At 66.8% G+C, this 18,415-nt stretch carries 17 protein-coding genes and 1 pseudogene; 8 read left to right on the top strand and 10 right to left on the bottom strand.

The window, feature by feature from the left end:
* Position 1: 1 nt before the first annotated feature.
* Positions 2–277: a hypothetical protein gene (locus tag G6N58_RS03175; RefSeq protein WP_147289374.1), complete on the bottom strand. Its 276-nt coding sequence runs from the start codon at positions 275–277 to the stop codon at positions 2–4.
* Between the two features lie 304 nt (positions 278–581).
* Here G6N58_RS03175 and G6N58_RS03170 point away from each other — a divergent pair, with 304 nt between their 5' ends.
* Positions 582–1,436, top strand: coding sequence for a class II glutamine amidotransferase (locus G6N58_RS03170; RefSeq protein ID WP_115279750.1), 855 nt, complete (start codon positions 582–584; stop codon positions 1,434–1,436).
* A gap of 13 nt (positions 1,437–1,449) precedes the next feature.
* Here the strand turns inward: G6N58_RS03170 and G6N58_RS31295 are convergent.
* Both G6N58_RS31295 and G6N58_RS03160 read right to left on the bottom strand, forming a co-directional pair.
* A pseudogene (locus G6N58_RS31295) lies at positions 1,450–2,609 on the bottom strand (alpha/beta hydrolase family protein).
* Positions 2,602–3,396 carry an SDR family NAD(P)-dependent oxidoreductase gene (locus tag G6N58_RS03160; RefSeq protein WP_115279752.1) on the bottom strand — a complete coding sequence of 265 codons (795 nt, stop codon included), beginning with the start codon at positions 3,394–3,396 and terminating at the stop codon, positions 2,602–2,604. Before G6N58_RS03160 ends, G6N58_RS31295 begins: the two are co-directional and overlap by 8 nt.
* 487 nt (positions 3,397–3,883) lie before the next feature.
* Between G6N58_RS03160 and G6N58_RS03155 the strand changes: the two genes are divergently transcribed.
* Positions 3,884–4,312, top strand: coding sequence for a YtxH domain-containing protein (locus G6N58_RS03155; protein ID WP_115279753.1), 429 nt, complete (start codon positions 3,884–3,886; stop codon positions 4,310–4,312).
* 30 nt (positions 4,313–4,342) lie between these two features.
* Here the strand turns inward: G6N58_RS03155 and G6N58_RS03150 are convergent, their stop codons facing one another.
* Positions 4,343–4,750, bottom strand: coding sequence for a RidA family protein (locus G6N58_RS03150; RefSeq protein ID WP_115279754.1), 408 nt, complete (start codon positions 4,748–4,750; stop codon positions 4,343–4,345).
* A 71-nt stretch (positions 4,751–4,821) separates the two neighbouring features.
* Here G6N58_RS03150 and G6N58_RS03145 point away from each other — a divergent pair, with 71 nt between their 5' ends.
* The 3 genes from G6N58_RS03145 (at position 4,822) to G6N58_RS03135 (ending at position 7,842) form a co-directional block, all read left to right on the top strand.
* Positions 4,822–5,430, top strand: a complete 609-nt coding sequence (locus G6N58_RS03145) for a hypothetical protein (RefSeq protein WP_115279755.1) — start codon at positions 4,822–4,824, stop codon at positions 5,428–5,430.
* A gap of 221 nt (positions 5,431–5,651) precedes the next feature.
* Positions 5,652–6,959, top strand: coding sequence for an AurF N-oxygenase family protein (locus G6N58_RS03140; RefSeq protein ID WP_115279756.1), 1,308 nt, complete (start codon positions 5,652–5,654; stop codon positions 6,957–6,959).
* Between the two features lie 49 nt (positions 6,960–7,008).
* Entirely contained in the window at positions 7,009–7,842 is an 834-nt protein-coding gene (locus G6N58_RS03135; RefSeq protein ID WP_115279757.1) for a class I SAM-dependent methyltransferase, read from the top strand.
* 25 nt (positions 7,843–7,867) lie between these two features.
* On the opposite strand, the gene G6N58_RS03130 is transcribed toward G6N58_RS03135, so the two are convergent.
* From G6N58_RS03130 to G6N58_RS03115, 4 genes are all read right to left on the bottom strand, one after another.
* Entirely contained in the window at positions 7,868–10,090 is a 2,223-nt protein-coding gene (locus G6N58_RS03130) for a putative bifunctional diguanylate cyclase/phosphodiesterase (protein WP_232067710.1), read from the bottom strand.
* A 135-nt stretch (positions 10,091–10,225) separates the two neighbouring features.
* Entirely contained in the window at positions 10,226–11,371 is a 1,146-nt protein-coding gene (gene nagA, locus G6N58_RS03125) for an N-acetylglucosamine-6-phosphate deacetylase (protein WP_115279759.1), read from the bottom strand.
* 1 nt (position 11,372) lies between these two features.
* The gene (gene nagB, locus G6N58_RS03120; RefSeq protein WP_115279760.1) at positions 11,373–12,158 is read right to left on the bottom strand and encodes a glucosamine-6-phosphate deaminase; all 786 of its coding nucleotides are present in this window, start codon (positions 12,156–12,158) and stop codon (positions 11,373–11,375) included.
* Positions 12,159–12,168: 10 nt separating this feature from the next.
* A complete protein-coding gene (locus G6N58_RS03115) occupies positions 12,169–12,639 on the bottom strand; it encodes a PTS sugar transporter subunit IIA (RefSeq protein WP_115279761.1) in 471 nt (156 codons plus the stop codon).
* Positions 12,640–12,792: 153 nt separating this feature from the next.
* Here G6N58_RS03115 and G6N58_RS03110 point away from each other — a divergent pair, with 153 nt between their 5' ends.
* Positions 12,793–14,325 (top strand): PTS transporter subunit EIIC, encoded by a 1,533-nt coding sequence (locus tag G6N58_RS03110; RefSeq protein ID WP_220100418.1) that lies wholly within the window; start codon positions 12,793–12,795, stop codon positions 14,323–14,325.
* 11 nt (positions 14,326–14,336) lie between these two features.
* Here the strand turns inward: G6N58_RS03110 and G6N58_RS03105 are convergent, their stop codons facing one another.
* Positions 14,337–15,182 (bottom strand): lysophospholipid acyltransferase family protein, encoded by an 846-nt coding sequence (locus G6N58_RS03105; protein ID WP_115279763.1) that lies wholly within the window; start codon positions 15,180–15,182, stop codon positions 14,337–14,339.
* Between the two features lie 97 nt (positions 15,183–15,279).
* Between G6N58_RS03105 and G6N58_RS03100 the strand changes: the two genes are divergently transcribed.
* Entirely contained in the window at positions 15,280–15,993 is a 714-nt protein-coding gene (locus tag G6N58_RS03100; RefSeq protein ID WP_232067709.1) for a TetR/AcrR family transcriptional regulator, read from the top strand.
* Between the two features lie 5 nt (positions 15,994–15,998).
* On the opposite strand, the gene G6N58_RS03095 is transcribed toward G6N58_RS03100, so the two are convergent.
* On the bottom strand, positions 15,999–17,564 hold the full coding sequence (locus tag G6N58_RS03095) for a molybdopterin-dependent oxidoreductase (RefSeq protein WP_115279764.1): 1,566 nt from the start codon (positions 17,562–17,564) through the stop codon (positions 15,999–16,001).
* A 238-nt stretch (positions 17,565–17,802) separates the two neighbouring features.
* Between G6N58_RS03095 and G6N58_RS03090 the strand changes: the two genes are divergently transcribed.
* Positions 17,803–18,387 (top strand): putative pterin-binding protein, encoded by a 585-nt coding sequence (locus tag G6N58_RS03090; protein WP_163907867.1) that lies wholly within the window; start codon positions 17,803–17,805, stop codon positions 18,385–18,387.
* Positions 18,388–18,415 lie beyond the last annotated feature (28 nt).

Here is an 18,415-nt window from a genome sequence, read left to right as displayed (position 1 = left end):
ATCACAGGCCCGCCTCGGACGGCTCTTCGCCGACTTCATCGCGGATGTTCTCCACGATCCACAGCAGCCACACCGCCCCTGTTGCCAGCAGCGCGTCCACCAGCCAGTAGGCCACGCTGAACGGGATACCGAGCACGAGTGTGCTGATACCGCTCCCGGCCAGATAGAGCGGCGGCGCCATCGCCAGAAGAATGCTCGTGCCGAACAGCATCCAGAACACCAGCATTTTCACGTATGAGGGCATGGCTCGGATAGCGGCGCACACAGTGCTTTTCATCAGTTCCTCCCTGGCTTGACCTGCCGGAATGCGCTAAATCTAGGCGGGTCGGGGGAGGGTGAACATCGGGTGAATCACCGAATCGCGGACGGTTGTTGGGCTCTACCATCCGTCAGATGACGGATGGGGCATGACGTACGTGAGCAACCGGGCGCGGCCATGTCGCGGTGGTGGGAGAGACGGGCCGCCCACCGGGCGGGGCGCCGACGGTGACCCCGGAATGATCTGAGTCGGTAAACAGCGGAATCACGCCCCGCCTCGGAGTAGACAGGAACCATGGCGTCACGACGGAGGTGGTGAACTGATGTGCCGACTGTTCGGACTGCACGCCGGCAAAGCCGTGCCCGCGACATTCTGGCTGCTGGACGCACCGGACAGCCTCGCCGCGCAGAGCAGACGCAACCCCGACGGCACCGGCCTGGGCGTGTTCGACGCCGGCGGCGCCCCGGTGGTGCGCAAGCAGCCGATCGCCGCCTGGCGCGACAGCGACTTCGCCACCGAAGCCCGGCAGATGACGGGTTCGACGTTCATTGCTCATGTCCGGTACGCCACCGCGGGTGCCGCGACGGAGGTGAACACCCACCCGTTTCTGCAAGACGGCAGGATCTTCGCGCACAACGGGGTGGTGGGTGGACTGGACCTCCTCGACGCCCGCCTCGCTGAGCTCGGGGCCACGGACCTGGTACGCGGCGACACCGACTCCGAGCGGGTCTTCGCGTTGATCACCGCGTACATCCGCACCCATCACGGCGATGTCGGCGCAGGGCTGGTCGCGGCGCTGACGTGGCTCGGCGTTCACGTGCCGATCTACGCGGTCAACGTGCTGCTGGCGACCGCCACCGATCTGTGGGCGCTGCGCTACCCCGACACCCACGACCTGTACCTGCTGGACCGGACCACGGTGGATCCCGGACGATTCATGTTGCGCAGCAAGCGAATCAATGCGGACAGTCAGCGGCTGGACGGCGCGGCGGCGGTGGTCCTCGCCAGCGAACCCATGGACGACGAGCCGTGGCGGTTACTGGCGTCCGGGGAGCTGGTGCACATCGACGCCGATCTCCAGATCTCCCGAGAGGTGGTCTTACCCGACCCGCCCGCGCACCTCATCGAACGCTCTCATCTCAGCGCGGCCGCAGCGTCCGCTCAGCACCCGACGTAGTTGACCGCGAGGATCAGCGGACGCAGGTATCGATCGGCTTTCCGGTCAGCACGGAATCGACGAACGCGTGCGTGTCTGTGAGCGCGGCGGCGATGACGCCACGATGGTCCTGTCCGGGGTACACCCGGTAGTCGAGCGCAACCTTCCTGCCGCACAGCGCCTTCGCCAGCGCGTCGACACCGGCTGGGGGGACGGCGGCGTCGGCGGTTCCCTGCACGAGCATGACCGGCACCGGCGGGTGAGGTTGATCGGGTCTTGCCCTCTGAGGTAGGCGCGCAGCGCATCCACTGCGGCATCGGCGGCGAAAACCTGCCCCGGGGGCACGGTCGGCACCGTGTTGAGCTGAGCGAGGCACTCGGTCCGGGCTGTGGTCAACAACGGCCGCGCTTGACTGCTGAAGATCTGATCCGGGTCGATCGACGGATCCACCACCGCGGCGCCCAACACCAAAAGGGGTAGGAACCGTTGCGTCGCTTCGACCTCCGGACTGCCGGCACGGATGAGATCAACAGCCTGGTCCAGGCCTACCCCGCCGGGAGCGATCGACACCGCGCCCACCAGGTTGAGGCCGGGGTCGCGGCGCTCGGCGTCCTGGGCGGTGAACAGTGCAGCCTGCCCGCCCTGGCTGTGGCCCATGGCCACCCATCGGGTTCCGATTCCGCTGTCGAGAGCCGTTGCCGCGCGCACGATGTCGATCACCGCGTTGGCTTCACTGATCCCATCGACATAGGGGTGCCCACCCGGGGTTCCCAGCCCCTGGTAATCGGTTTGGACTACGGCATAGCCACGCGACACCCAACTGTCGAGCATCGGGTTGACCAGGGCGACATAGTCGTGGACGAGGCCGTCGGCAGTGTCTGCCGAGGGGGCACACGTATCGGCGTATCCGGTGGTGCCGTGCGCCCAGCTGATGACCGGCCAGCCACCGTCGGGTGGTGCCGACTTCGGTACCGACACAGTTCCCGACACGACGATCGGTTGGCCGTGTGCGTCGTCGGAGACATAGGTGATCAGTCGGGTGTCGGCGCTGGGCAACGCTGCTGTGGTCGTCAACGGCCGAGCGGTGAGCAACTGCCCGGCGTGCGGGCCGGGATCGGCGGTGGCAACAGTGCAGCCGGTCAGCAGCACCACTACCGTCACTCCGGCAAGCCAGCGCCGCGCACGCTCAATCATCGAGCAAGCGGCCGCGGCTGGCCGCGATCGGGCTCTGTGCAGTCAGGCCGCCGTCGAGCACCAGAGTCTGGCCGGTCATGTACCGCGACTCGTCGGAGGCCAGGTACACCATGGCCCAGCCGATATCCTCGGGGGTGCCGATCACGTCGAGAGGGTTGTGGCTGCGTATGTCGGCGATCACCTCCGCTGACACATTGTCGCGCAGTGCGGGTGTCATGATGGCCCCTGGTGCAATGCTGTTGCAGCGCACATGCTTCCGGCCGTACTGGACCGCGATGTACTGGGTGAGCCGGATCACCGCGGCCTTGGCCGCCCCGTAGGCGCACTGCAGCGTGTCACCGGTGAGACCCGCGACCGACACGGTGTTGATGATGGAGCCGCCGCCACCGTCGATCATGTGCGGCAACGCCAAGCGGGAGGCGACGACGGTGCTGCGCGCATTGAGCGTCATCGCCCGGTCCCATTCGGTGAGATCCAGGCGCAGCAGGTCGAGATCCTTGCGCGGATCGCTGCCGCCCACGTGGTTGCACAGCACGTCGATGCCGCCGAACTCGGCGACGGCACGATCGATCATCCCCGCGACCGACGTGTCGTCGAGGACGTTCACCTCGATGCCCAACGCGTTGTCGCCGATCTCGGCAGCGGCGGCATGTGCAGCGTCGGCGCTGAGATCGGCGATGAGCACGCGGGCACCTTCGGCGACCATCAGTTCGGCGGCCGCCCGGCCGATGCCGCTGGCCGCGCCGGTGATGACGACCCTCTTGTTGTCGAGACGGTTTCTGGTCATTGGTGCAACCCGTCGCTCCACCGGCGGCCGGTCGCCCCCGCTGCCTCCAGCCTAGGTCTGCCGCAGCGCGATGGTGGCAGTATGCGCCCGCTGTTCGTCACCCACGCGATGCGCGGAAGACGCATGGATTCAATCCGCGGTGAGAACCAGTGATGTGGCGGGGCATCGGATTTCGGCTTCACAGCTTTGCTGTGGCTGCTGTTGCCGGGCCGGGAAAGGCGGTGTGAGTGTCAAAGGCGCAGCCCGCAGCACGCTCCTGGGTGCGGGCGCTGCGTGTAGCGAGCACACCGAAGTACATTGCCATACTCCAGCCCGCCGGTCTGTCGGCCGCGTGATCGTCGAAGGCCCGTTGACGACGACAGCGCCGCGAGCACAAAGAGTGAATGTTGCTCTGCCGTTGGGGGTATCGGCCCGGGCTCCTTCGTGACACGCTGGAACACATCGCGGCCCGTGGGCCGGTACCGGGTGAATGGAAAAGGGGCAATTGATGTCCAACAATCGTCTCAGTGAGAAGTTCGACGAAATCTCGGAAAGGGCAAAGGAATCAGCGGACCGGATCAAAGCGTCCGCAGGGCACGAGAAAGAGCAATTGAAGGCTGACGCCGCCGCGGCGCGCCAACACGCCGAATCGACTGCTGACCGTTTCAAGGACAAGCTGGACGGTGCCTCGGAGACTGTGTCCGGCCAGTGGGATGAACTCCGCGGAAAGTGGAAGGCCCACCTCGCCAAGCTTCGGTCGACCATCGACGAGAAGAAGGAAGAACACGACGCCAAGGTCGCCGAACGCGACGCCGAGTACGCCGAGGACTACGCGGTCGACGCTATTCTGTTTGCGGAGAGTGCAATTGAAGAGGCCGCGGCCGCCTGCCTGGATGCTGCCTATTCTCGGGCGAAAGCCGACGCGCTCAACTCCTGAGCACTCCTGACGAATCGGGGCCGGCGCGCCTCACCCCGCGACGGCCGTCGCCTCCACCTCGACCAGCAATTCCGGGCCGGCGAGGGCAGCGACGCCGATGCCGGTCAGCGGCGGGGCAGCGGTGATGCCCAGAGCGGCCGAGGCGCGGGAGATGCCGTCGGCCAGAGCGGCCATCTTGTCCGGGGTCCAGTCGACGAGGTAGATCGTCAGCTTGGCGACGTCGGCGAACGTGGCACCCGCAGCCGCGAGCGCGGTCGCGACGTTCCGGAAGCACTGCTCGACCTGCGTCGCGAGATCGCCGGCGCCGACCACGGCGCCGTCCGCGTCCACGGACACCTGACCGGCGAGGAAGACCAGCCGGGAACCGGATGCCACGGCTACCTGATGGTAGAGGTCGACGGTCGGTAGGCCATCGGGGTTGATCACGTTGATCGTCATGGGTCTCCTGTGCTGCGGCGGGCCACCACTAATGTACGCAGAGCGATCCTGCGACCCAGACGAGAGAGCCGATGACTGACGATTGGACACTGCACCCAGGGACCGGACTGGGCCGGCTCACCTTCGGCATGTCCCCGCACGAGGTGGATGCGTACGCCGGCGTGTACGGCGCGGTGGAGTCGCGGATGGCAGACCGGGCCTCCGACGAGCTGGTGAACGAGACGCTGGCACTCTTCGGCGACGGACTGAGCGACGAGGACAAGCAGGCCTTCATCGCCGCCTATGTCGAGCAGGGACCGCCCTCGGAGAGCGTGACGGAGACGCGCAAGGACTCCGGTTTGGTGCTGGGATACCTGGCCGATCGGCTGGTCGAGATCATGGTGCCCGCGCATTGCCCGGTGGTCCTCGGGGGTCAGAATCTGCTGTCGCTTGGAGCGGCTCAGGCGCTGGAGCTGCTGGAGCGCGCCAATGGCGGCCCCGGGCGCTACGCCGGCGCGGAGGCCGCCTTCGACGGTCTGGCGCTCTCGATCGACGGCTTCTGCGTCACCGACCCAGCCGCCGGCGTCCGCATCCTGGACAGCGACGATGAACGGTTCCCTGCGCGGACGGTGATGGCACGGTCGGCGCCGTACGCGCCGGAAAACGAGATCGCGCGGTTCCGTACGCACTCGGTTCTGTAGCGTCCGAAACCTCAACGCGGGCAGCCGTTTTTGCCAGCCGTCGCCCGCTTCGCTGACGGACGCGTCGATAACGGTTTGGACACTCCTGAGCAGCGGCGCGCGCCGCGTGTCGTTTAGCTGGGTCTGCCGTGCAAGCCTGTGTCCACGAGGATCGCCTAACTGTCACCTAGAGGTTCACGGTCTTGTGCTGCCGAGAGGCAACCGGCTCAACGGACAGGGATATGACCGCACTCAATGACATGGACGACGCACTGGAGGGTCAGTACCTGGAGAGGGTTGCGTCCCTCTCGGGTGCCACGACCCGACGGGGGTTCGACCCGTACGTCGACATCGACTGGGACGCGCCCGACAACGAGTTGGACCGGGACGACCCGCGGTGGCGGTTGGACCCGGAAACTGCGCCGTTGGCCTTCACCGAGTGGTATGCCCGGCAGTCGCCGAGTCGGCAGATCGACATGGGGCGCTGGATCACCGCCAACACACTGAAAGTCACCTCACAATTCGAGATGGTCCTGATCCGTGGCGTCCTGCATTACAGCGGAAAACTGCCCAACGGGTCCCCGGTGTTCCGTTACCTGGTGCATGAACTCGGCGAAGAATGCAACCACATCCAGATGTTCCAGGAGTTCGTCAACCGAACCGGCGAGGATGTCCCGGGAATGCGAAGGGCCTCCAGGATTTTCGCGCCCATTCTGGGTTTTCTCGGTGGTTACTTCAATGTCATCCACTTCATCGGCGTGCTGTGCGGCGAGCAACCCCTGCACCACCAGCAGACCGTGCAGCACCGCGGTCTCGCGGGGGTGCCCCCACTGCTGCACAAGATCACCTACATCCACCTCGCCGAGGAAGCACGCCACATCTCGTTCGCCGACGACCATCTGGCCGAGCGGATGCGGCGCGCGGGACGTCTTCGGCGTGCGGCCTACGCCATCGCCTTCCCCCTGCTTCTCCGGTGGCTGATCGGGGAGATGATCGGACAACCGCGCAGCTTCGCCCGCCAGTTCGGGATCCCGCGGCAGGTGTTCAAGAGCGCCTACTGGCGCAGCGACCAATCCCGCCGCATGATGGCGGACTCGGCCGCCGACGTGCGGCGCACCGCCGAGGAGTTGGGCTTACGCACCGTCTGGTCACGCTGGATCTGGCGAGCACTGGGCATCGACGGACGAGTGCCGCGCTACCGCAGCGAACCGGACCGGACCCGCCGCCCTCGCGGTCCCGCAGTGGCAGGTCGAGCAGTGACCTGGGGGCGAATGATCACGACCGCCGCCATGGCCGCGGTGGCACTGACCGCCACACCGGTCGGCGTGCGGATCATCGCGTGCGCCGCCCTCGGTGCCGGCATCTGGGCGGTCTACCACGCGCTGCGGGAGCGCCGCGGTGGCGTGGTCGGCAACCAGTCCTTCGAGTGGCCCAGGCTGTGCGTTTGGGTGCTGGTCTGCGTGGCGATGATTCCGATCGGCGGGCTCATCGGACTGGCCATGGTGGTTCTCATGATCCTGACGCTCGCCGAATTCATGCCCACTGTGTAGCGACGCCGCGGATGGCGCCATCAAACCCCGTAGAAAGTAGGAACACAGAATGACCGCACTCCCGTATTTCGATCTGCTCATCGACGAACGCCAGGACGGTGGCGAAACCGGTCAGCTGTGGGAACGTCAGGTGCACTGGGGTTTCTGGGAAGACCCCAAGTCCGCCGACGGAACCCGCGCCGACTACCTCGCGGCGATGGAGCAGATGAATGCTGTTCTGCTGCAAGCCGGCAACGTCACCGACGGTCAACGTCTGCTGGACGTCGGATGTGGGTTCGGCGGCACCATCGGCCAGATCAACGCCGGACATCGCGACATGCACCTCACCGGGCTGAACATCGACCCGCGCCAACTCGCTGCCGCAGACGCGCAGACCTACCCCACCAACGGCAACGAGATCGACTGGGTGGAGGCCGACGCCTGCCACATGCCGTTCGAGGACAACACCTTTGACCGCGTCCTTGCCGTGGAGTGCATCTTCCACTTCCCGTCCCGCGAGCAGTTTCTCGCCGAAGCGGCACGGGTGCTCAAGCCGGGCGGGTACGTGGCGGTGTCGGATTTTGTTCCGGTTCTTGCCATTCTGGCAAAGACACCGTTCTGGATGGCGATCCGGTCGCGAATCGGGAAGTCCTACGGCACGCTCGGCAACGTGCCCTTGCGTTCCTACCGGGCCATGGGCAAGCGCGGTGGTCTCGAGCTGGTCGCGAACCGCAACATCGCCAGGAATACCACGCCCACCTACCCGTTCCTGATCAAGTTCTTCCGCGAACGGGGCTCCGAGGACGCCCAGAAGACGCTGATCGTGGGCACCCGATGGATCAAATGGCTTACCAAGGTCGGCCTGATTCAGTACCGGGTGTACACCTTCCACAAACCCGCCTGACGCTGATCCGCACTAGAAACCCGAATCACGAAAGTGCACTGAGCGGTTCGGGCCGTCCGTACAGATAGCCCTGCGCGTACTGGCAGCCGGCGGCCGCCACGATCTGTGACTGGCCAGGGGTCTCGATTCCCTCGGCCACCACCGCGCACCCCAGGTTGGTGCACACCGCGACCATCGATCGGTAGAGGGCAAGGTCACGCGCGTGCCCTGTACCCTCGGCCAGGCCGCGGTCGAGCTTGACGATCTGCACCGGCAGGGTGTGCAGATAGGTCAGTGAGTTGTAGCCCGCGCCGAAGTCGTCCAGCGCGACGCTGAGCCCGAACTCATTGAGCCTGCGGATCTGTGCTGCGGCGGCGGTGAGATCCACGATGGGAACGGTTTCGGTGATCTCCAGGACCAGGCGCGTCGGCGCGATGTTGTGCCGCGCGAGAGTGTGCCGGATGGTGTCCTCGAAGTCCGCGTTGCCCAGCCGCGCGGCGCCGACGTTCACGTGGATGTTCAGGTCCAGTGTTGTCGACGCGATCTGCCGGCAGGTCAGATCGAGTACCAGTGCGTCGAACTCGGCGCCCAACCCGGCTGCTTCGGCGGCGGCCACGAAAGTTTCAGGCGCAATCTCCACTCCGTTGGGTGCGGTCCACCGGGCCAAGGCCTCCAGGGCCACCGTGTTGCCTGCAGGCAGGGCCACCACCGGCTGATACACCAGCCGGAAACCGGCCGGCGCCCTGCCCGGAGCCGCTCGCATCGCCGCTACGAAGTCGGCGTGCACACCCGCTCTCGGCTGGTACACCACGGTGGTGTCCTTGCCCAGCCGCTTACTGGCGTACATGGACGTATCCGCCTTGCGCAGCAGATCGTCCGATGTCTGCGGTGCGTCGTCGACCCCGGCCCGTACCAACCCCATACTGGCCCGCACCCGTACCGAGTTGCCATGCACGGGAAAGGGATCCCGCAGCGCCACCCGCAGCCGGTCGGCGACCACCCCAGGGTCGTCGCAGCCGTCCGCCACCAGCACCGCGAACTCGTCACCGCCGACCCGAGCCAACGTGTCTTCCGCGGCGACGCAGCGTCTGAGCCGCTCACCGACCGCAACCAACAACTCGTCACCGGCGGCATGCCCGTACTGGTCGTTGACCATCTTGAAGTCGTCGAGGTCGACGAAGATCAAGACAAAGTCCCGCGCGCCGATCACCTCGTTGAGCCGGCGGGTCAACAGGATGCGGTTCGGCAGGCCCGTCAGAGGGTCGTGCAGCACCTGATGGGCCAGGCCCCGCTGCACCGCGTACAGCCGGTCGGTCACCAGGGTCATCGAGCGCATCGCAATGACCTGACGCACCGTGAGCAGCAGCGCCGTCAAGCCGGCGGCCGCGACCGCGAATGGCGGCGGCTTCTGACCGGAGAAGAAGTGGAACGCGAGCAGCGCCACGATCCCGAGAAAGCCCGTGAAGGGCATGATCAACTGCACCCAGTCCACCGAACTGACCCGGGTCGTGGACCGGGGCGTCGGTTCGAGCATCGCGAAGGCCACCAACAGCGGACCGACGATGAAACCGAGGCCGCCCCAGAGGATCAGCCCGTCCGCACCGAACAGATCGAGATAGGTGACAAGGCGGTCAGATGCCGCGATCGCGACGATCCCCAGCACCAGCAGGATCAGGTTCACCCGGTAGATGCGCGCGGGGTTGTGCAACATCGCCACGCACACCACGAACGTCACCAGCACCAGTTCGAGCCCGGCGAAGATCGCGTCGACCGTGCTGCCCGACGACGTTCCCCGGACGCCGACACCACTCATGACCGCCAGAATCAGGAACGACAGCGCCGACACTGCGGTATCCAAAACGCTGACGGTCGACGGCCGCTGCAGCACGGGGCCTTCCCTGCCGGGGGTCCGCTGATCGCAGACCAACAGCAGCACCACTGCAGCCAAGGCGAGGATGGTGGTGCACAGGTAGGCGATTGCCGAGACCGCTGAGGTGTTGCTGCTGTCGCCATCGGCCAGGTCCACCAGATGCCCGATCACCCACACCGCCATGACGGCGCTGTAGCTCAGCCGCCACCAGCGGGCCGCACCGGTGACCCGGCGGGCGACCACCAGGCCGCACACCATGGCGCCGGTGGCGGTGATCAATTGCAGTGCCACGGCGACATCGGCCGCGACCGTCGACGGCCACAACTGCAGTGCGTTGAGCACAGCAGCACCGACGACCAGTACCCCGAGGACGAGGCCCATGCGCTGTCTGGTCGACACGGGGCCCCCCTTCCGAGCACGTGGTGCCGGATCATGCTAGAGCAAAAATGAGCTCCATCAGGGGCGAGTATGGTGTCTCTCAATAAACAGCCGGATCGGCGGGCAGTCTCCACCGCCGCTCCGGGTCCAGCAAATTCACTGCGGGGCGATCACCCAGACGCCCTTGCGGAGCACGGCGGTGACACTGAGGTGGGCGTCGAGCACCACGAGGTCGGCAGGGGCCCCGACGGCCAGGCCTGCTGCCGCGGGCAGACCCAGCGCCTGCGCCGGATTGCAGGAACTCTGCGCCACCGCGATCGGCAGCGCCTCATCGAGTGGGACGCCACTGGCCGCGACGGCGTTGCGCAGTACCTGGTCCATCGTCGCGGTGCTCCCTGCGATGGTGTCGGTGCCGGCCACCCGTGCCACCCCCGCGGTGACGTCCACCGCCAACGGCCCCAGGTAGTAGCGGCCATCCGCCACACCGGTCGCGGCCATCGCATCGGTGATCAGCGAAACGCGATCAACACCAGCATTTTTGGTGACCATCCGGTAGATCGCGAAGTCGATGTGCACGCCGTCGGCGATCAGCTCGACGGTGACGCGAGGGTCTTCCAGCAGCGCCACCGCCGGGCCGGGCTCGCGGCGGTCGATCGGACGCATCGCGTTGAACAGGTGCGTACCCACCGTGGCGCCGGCGTCGATGGCCGCGCGCGTCTGAGCGTAGGTGGCTTCCGTGTGCCCGATCGCGACCACCACTCCGGCCGCGGTGAACTGTTCGATGGCGGCCAGAGCGCCGGGGAGTTCGGGCGCGATGGTCACCATCCGGATCGCGCCCTCGCCCGCGACGAGCAGAGCGTCGATCTCAGCGGGGTCGGGGTCACGCATCAGCGCGGTCTGGTGGGCGCCGCTGCGCTGCGGTGACAGCCACGGGCCCTCCAGGTGGATCCCGTCGAGGACGCCGAGGCGGACGTCGCCCGCCAGCGCTCGCACCTGCTGCAGCAGTTCGGCGGGACCCGCGGTGACCAAGGAAGCCACCAAGGTGGTGGTGCCGTGGCTGCGATGCAGTGCCACCGCTTCGGCGGTCCCTGCCGGATCGGCGGTGAAGAAGTCCGCGCCCGCACCGCCGTGAACATGGGTGTCGACCAGGCCCGGCGCCACGGTGACCGCGCCCAACGCCAGGGCGGGGGGAGCGGGAGGCGCGCCGCTTCCCACGCCGAGGATCACCGCGTCGGCGATGTCGATCCAACCCGGCCGCAACGACTGTCGACCGGTCAGTACGGTGTCTGCGGTCAGCAGCACGTCAGATGCCCTGCCAGGCCGGTTTGCTGCGATAGGTCTCCCGGTAGTAGTCCACGAGCTGGAGCCGGCGCGCGGCGGCGTCGTCGAGGAGCACGGTGACGTGCGGATGGTGCTGCAGCACGGTGGCCGGCCACATGGCGCTCACCGCGCCCTCCACCAGATGGTGCACCGCCTCGGCCTTTCCGCGGCCGGTGGCAACCAGGACGAGATGGCGGGCCTCGAGGATGGTGCCCAGTCCCTGGGTCAGGCAGTGCGTCGGCACCGCATCGACGTCGTCGCCGAAGAACCGGGCGTTGTCGACGCGGGTCTGCCGGGTCAGCGTCTTGATCCGGGTCCGCGAGGCCAGCGACGAACCGGGCTCGTTGAACGCGATGTGCCCGTCGGTGCCGATCCCGAGGATCTGCAGGTCCACACCACCGGCCTCGCGGATCGCGGCCTCGTAGGCCGCGCACGCCGCCGGGATGTCGGCAGCCAGGCCGTCCGGACCCTGCACTGCGCCGGCAGCGAAGTCGACGCGGGAGACGAACGACGTGTCGATCACGTTGCGGTACCGCTCGGCGTGATCGGCAGGCAGACCGACGTATTCATCGAGGGTGAACCCCCGGGCCTGCTTGAACGACAGTGCACCCGCTGCGTGGCGCGCCGCCAGCTCGTCATAGATCGGCAGGGGGGAGGAACCGGTCGCCAGTCCCAGCACCGCATCGGGTTTACGATCCAGCAACGCCGCCACCGCGTCGGCGGCAACCCGGCCGATCTCGGTCCGGTCCTGCAGCACAACAACTTCCATCAGAGTCCCATCACGTGTGCGCGGTGAACAGGTCGGCCCCGGGGGCGATCACCGCACCCTCGAGCACGGCCTCGTCCGGTTTGATGTTGTCGGCGTTGCGCTCGTCCATGACAACCACCGGCACAACCGGATTGAGCCCCTTGGCCACGATTGCGGGAACGTCGTAGGTGACGATCCGTTGCCCGGCGGTGACCTCGTCGCCCTGGCTGACATGGGTGGTGAACCCCTCACCCTCGAGTGCCACGGTGTCGATACCGAGATGGACCAGCACCCCGACCTTGTCCGCGGTCATGATCACGAAGGCGTGCGGCATCAGTCGGAGCAGTTTCCCGCTCACCGGAGCCACCGCGTCGATCACCTCCCGCGGTGGGTCCACCGCGGCGCCGTAACCCACCATGCCCGTGGAGAACACCGGATCAGGTACCTCGGCGAGCGGGATGGCGCGGCCCGCGACGGGGGCGTGAACAGCGGTGTTGCTCATCGTGTCGACTCCTTTCGGCCGATCGGATGCCAGCCGACCGCACCCAGAATAGGCTTAGTCGTCTTGCGTGCAATGGCATTACCTCGGCAAGGAAGAAGGCTGGTTGTGACCACTGACCCAGTGAAACCGCAAGAAACGCAAAGCAAAAGGGGCATGCGGATACCAGGATTCGCACAGTTGCAGCGTTTGGGCAAAAGTCTCATGCTGCCCATCGCGGTGCTGCCCGCCGCGGGCATCCTGCTGCGCTTGGGCCAGCCTGACCTGCTCGGGCGCATCGACGCACCCGTCATAGGCGCGTTCTTCAAAGCGATGAGCGCCGCGGGGGACGCGTTGTTCGCTAACTTGCCGCTGCTCTTCGCAGTCGGTGTGGCGATTGGCTTCTCGCGCAAGGCCGACGGGTCGACAGCCCTGGCGGCGGTGGTGGGGTATCTGGTGGTCGACGCCGTGTTCACCACGATGTCGCCGATTGTGCTCGCCGGCGAGGTGAATGCCTCGGGGGAGCAGGCGGAGATCAACTACAGCGTGTTCGCCGGCATCGTGGTGGGCCTGCTCACCGCGTGGCTGTTCGATCGGTACCACACCATCAAACTTCCGTCCTATCTCGGCTTCTTCGGCGGCAGACGCTTTGTGCCGATCGTCGTGTCGCTGGCGTGTCTGTTCCTGGCGTTCGCGATGAGCTATTTCTACCCGATCTTCGATGCCGGTCTGACCGGCCTCGGTGAGTTCATCGGCGGCTCGGGAGCGGTGGGTGCGTTCATCTACGGTTTCGCCAACCGGATGCTGATTCCGCTTGGGCTGCACCACATTCCGAACTCCTATATCTGGTTCCTCTACGGCGACTATCAGACCCCCGACGGCGAGACCGTCACCGGCGAACTCACCCGGTTCGCCGCGGGTGACCCGACCGGCGGCCACCTGACGTCGGGCTTTTATCCGATCCTGATGTTCGGGCTGCCGGCAGCGGCATTGGCGATGATCCACGTCGCCAACAAGAAACAGCGTAAGGTCGCCGTCGGCATCCTGTCGGCCGCGGCGCTCACCGCGTTCCTCACCGGGGTGACCGAACCGCTGGAGTTTGCATTCATGTTCGTCGCGTTCCCGCTGTACATCATCCACGCGGTGCTGACGGGGCTGTCGCTGGCGATCGCCTACGTGCTCGACATCCATCTCGGCTTCTCGTTCAGCGCAGGCTTGATCGACCTGCTGCTGTACGGCACCGCGCCCGCCGCCAAGAACATTCCGCTGTTGATCGTGATGGGTGTCGTGTTCGCGGTCCTCTACTACCTGCTGTTCCGGTTCGCGATCACGAAGTGGAACATGCGCACCCCAGGGCGGGAACCCGAAGACGAGTTCGAGGCCGAGCAGCGGGCCAATCTGGGGGTCGGCGCGGACGCCGCGACGGCCGTGCAGGGCGGTGGGGCCACCCAGACGCTCACCGGGGTGTCTCAGTCGGCACCGACGAAGGCTGAGCAACTCATCGAAGCGTTCGGCGGCCGGGAGAACCTGGTGAACGTCGACGCGTGCATCACCCGGTTGCGTATGGAGGTCGCCGACAAGTCGAAGGTGGATCAGGCCCGGCTCAAATCGCTCGGCGCCGCGGGTGTGATCGAAGTGGGCAACAGTGTGCAAGCGGTGTTCGGAACCGAATCCGAGGTGCTCAAGAACGACATCCGCGACGCGCTGTAGCAGTCGGTCACTCAAGCAGCGCGCACTGCGCGACCCCAGGCCAACGGGTTGAGGTGACGGAACGGATCCGTCGAGCGCACGGTCTGCAGATCGCCGAGGATGGTCTGCACGCCGGTCTGTGTGCGTTCCTTGACCGTGGCTTCCCAGGCCGCAGAGTCGATGTCGGTGGGCCGCTGCGTATCGATCGGAGATCCGAACCGCAGGTACATGCGTTGTGGTCGCGGAATGGGGGTAGGGCCGATACCGCGGGTGAGGGGAAGGCCGACCCCGTTGACACCGTGCAGTCGTCGACCCAGGCCGCGGGTCATGCGTTCCCAGGTGCCACCGCGTTCGACGACGCTGACGTACACGTCGTCGCCGCCGACCAGCCCGACGGGGATGATCGGGTAGCGGTGCGCGATCGCCAGACGCGCAAATCCACTGCGCCCCTGCCACATCAACCTGTACTGCTCACCCTTGAACTTCAGCATGTCGCGGCCCCCGCCCGGGAAAACGAGCACGGTTTCGTTCTCACGCATCAACGCGGCGCCGTTGTCCGGATCGCCCACCACTGCCCCCGCCGCCTCCAGTACCTCGCGTGAGACGCCACGGACATCGGCGAGCTGTCGCGATGCCAGACCCCGCACCCGTGTCCCGAGCTCACGGTGCACGAAATAGGGGACCAACACCACCTCCGCCCAGCCGGAAACCGTGTGGTTACCGACCAGGAGGAAGCGCCCGTCCCGGGGCAGCCCGTCGAGCCCGTCGACGTAGATGCGGGACAGATCCACCACGGGGGCGATGGCATCGGCGACGCTGAAGATCGCTTTTTGCAACGTGGCGACGCGGCTGCGGCGATCGGTGAGTGTCTGGATCACGGTGCTCTCCTGTGGCTGGGCGGCCCCCGAATAATGACCAGAGTACCGATTCGGTCATTGTGTGCATCACCGCTGGTGGACGCGGTATCGTCGCTCTGTGAGCACGTCGAACACCACGCTGCCCGAGGATCAGTCGGTGAAGGCGGCGCGGCTGCTCAGGGCCGCCGACGAACTGCTGGTGTCTCGCGGTGCCCGCGGTTTCACCGTCGCGGACGTCGCCAAGCGTGCCCACGTCAGCAAGGGCACCGTCTACCTGTACTGGCCGACCAAAGAGGATCTGCTCATCGGCCTGGTGGGGCGCGGCTTCCTGCGGCTGCTCGACGAGGTGATCCGGCGGATCGCCGACGATCCGGATCTGGCGCGGCCCTCCCGCTTCTGTCCGCTGATGCTGGAGGTCGTCAGCAGCCAGCCCCTGCTGGCCGCGCTCCAGCGTCACGACGACGACCTGCTCGGTCTGCTCGCCGACCACCCGCGCCCGGTGGCCCTGCATGACGCACTCGGTCCCAGCGCCGTGGTGGGTGCGGTGCTCCCGGTGTGGCGCCGGTACGGGCTGGCCGACAGCGGCTGGGATGTCGATGACCAGAGCTTCGCATTACACGCGCTGGTCACCGGATTCGCGCTGTCGCTGGTGCATTCGGGCGCCGTGCCCGGCCCCGCGGGCAACCCGCTGCACGTGCTGGCTGCTGCGGTGACCGCTCTGCTGGGACCCGAGCGCGCCCGAACCAGCGATATCAACGCCGCGGCGGGATTGATACTGGAGTTCCTGTACAACGGCCGCGCCACCGCCGTGGAACTGATCGGCGGAAGCTGAGACGGTCACGGCTCCATGGTGAAGAGGATCGAATGCCACCCCGTCGCCCCGTCGGGCACCGGCCCGGGATTGATCAGGGGCAGCCGCTCCTCGGCCTGCATGACTCCGGTGCCGTCGAAGGCGCGACACGACACGGTGTGCTGACCCGGTGTCACCGGTGTGGTCAGCCGGAACATCCGCCAGGTGAACTTGTTGACCTCGGTGGCCAATTCCGCGTTCTGCCAGGGATCGTCGTCGATGCGCACCTCGACCCTGCTGATTCCCCGACCCTGCGCCCAGGCCGTACCGGCGATGGTGATCTGCCCGCCGGACACGCGTTGGAATGACGTCGGGGCGTCGATACGCGACGATATCTTGATCGGCGCGACACCGGGGGGCTGGCCATCCCAACCGCGTTGCACCCAATACGGTTTCGTGTCGTAGGTCGTCAACTCCAACTCCGTCAGCCACTTCGTCGCGGACACGTATCCGTACAGGCCGGGGACCACGGTGCGGATCGGGAAGCCGTGCTCGGGCGGCAACGCCTCCCGGTTCATGCCGATCGCCACCAGCGCTTCCGAGCCGGCATCGCGCAGCAGGTCCAGTGGTGTGCCCAGGGTGAAGCCGTCGACCGAGTGTCCCACCACCTGTTCGGCACCGTCCTGGATCCCGGCCCGATCCAGTAGGTCCAGCAGCGGCACACCGATGAAGTTCGCCGTCGAGACATAGGGTCCACCAACTTGATTGGACACACACGTCATGGTGATGGTCCGCTCCACCAGCGGCATGGACCTCAGCTCGTCGAACGTGAACTCCACCGGGTTGTCGACCATGCCGGTGATGCGCAGGACCGCGTCTTCGGCGCGCAGCTGTGGCACGGTCAGGTTGATGTCGATGCGGTAGAAATCCTGGTTGGGGGTCAGAAACGTCGGAGTGCCCAGCTCCGGAAACGCCGCTCCCGCAGGAATGGTCGGCGCGGGTGTGCTGGGTACCAGATCGCCGACGCCACGCCGCGATGCCGCGATGTCGACGCGCTGGGCGAGGGCGAAGCCGCCTGCGCCGGCTGCGATGGCGCCGAGCGCGGCGACGACGGAGTTCAGGACGAACCGGCGCCGCCCCATCGTGGTGCCCGGCTCCACGGACGCCTCGGGTGATCGTGCGGCCCGGTGTAGCCACCAGAACACCGCCACCCCGGCCACCAGTGACGTCACCGGTGCGAGCAGCCCCAGGGTTCCGGTTGACTGTTCGCGCACGGCGAGAATTCCGACTGCACCGAGAACGACGATGGCCGCCAAGCCTGGCACGACGCTGCGGCGCGACAGGAGTCCGATCAGTGCTCCGAGCAGCGCCAGCGCCACGGCCATGCCCACCAGCAGGGCGAGTTTGTCGTTGGTGCCGAAGTTCTCGATCGCGAAATCCTTGACCGCTTCCGGGGTCCGGTCGATCGCGGCATTGCCCACCGCCAGGAAGGGCGACGCGGAGGGGATGAGAACGAGTCCGGACACCAGGTGCCCGACACCCAGCGCCGCGGCCACCGCAAGTAGACCGGTGACTGCGGCTCGGGGCGCGGACAACCGACGCGGTGAGGTCATATTCCCCATTCGTTGCCGGCGGGCGTCGGGATGGGCAGGGCGACCCAGCATGTTGGCGCAGCACGGTGGCGGTGGCCTGCTGTGCGCGTCCGCGCGCCCCGCGGTGCCGACAGGAGTAGCTGTTTGCCCAGGCGCCGGCGGTCGTGTCATCGCAGCAGATGAATTTTTCAGCCGAGCGTGCGTGCGCGTTTGCCATTCTTGCTGTCTCGTGTGCTGTTCGGACGTACAGTTCGGCGTTATGAGGGGGAATGGCATCGGCACACTGACGCTGGCAGCGGCGCTGGTCCTGACCGGCTGCGGCGCCGGTGGCAGCTCGACGGACGACGCTTCATCGGCGACGACGCCGACGGCCGCCCCTGCTACCACCAGCAGCCCTTACGGCGCACCGGAGATCGATCCGCCCGCGCCCGGGGAGCCCATCCTGATCGTCAGCGGCGGAGCCGTTCCCCTCGAGTTGACAATGGAGGACCTCGATGCACTCGGCCGCACCACCATCACCGTCGATGAGCCGTTTGTGAAAAAGCGCCAGACGTTCAGCGGCGTACCTCTTGCCACGGTGCTCGCCGAGGCCGGCATTCCGGCCAGTGCCACCATCAACACTGTCGCGCTCAACGACTACGAGTATTCTTCTCCGGCCCAGCCCATGATCGCGTCCGACGCGTTGCTGGCGACACAACGCGACGGCGCCCCGATTCCGTACGACCAGGGCGGTCCGGTGCGGTTGGTCTTCCCCGACGGCACTCCGCTCTCGGGAGTGCTCGACGCCTGGAACTGGAGTCTGGCGTCGATTTCTGTCGTCAGCTCGAGCTCTGAGGGGACTTGAAAACCGGCCAGCTCACGTCGCCCGCGCC

Source organism: Mycolicibacterium tokaiense, from assembly GCF_010725885.1.
Classification (GTDB): domain Bacteria; phylum Actinomycetota; class Actinomycetes; order Mycobacteriales; family Mycobacteriaceae; genus Mycobacterium; species Mycobacterium tokaiense.
Note: the sequence above shows the minus strand (reverse complement) of the source record. Positions and strands in the feature narration are given on the sequence as shown.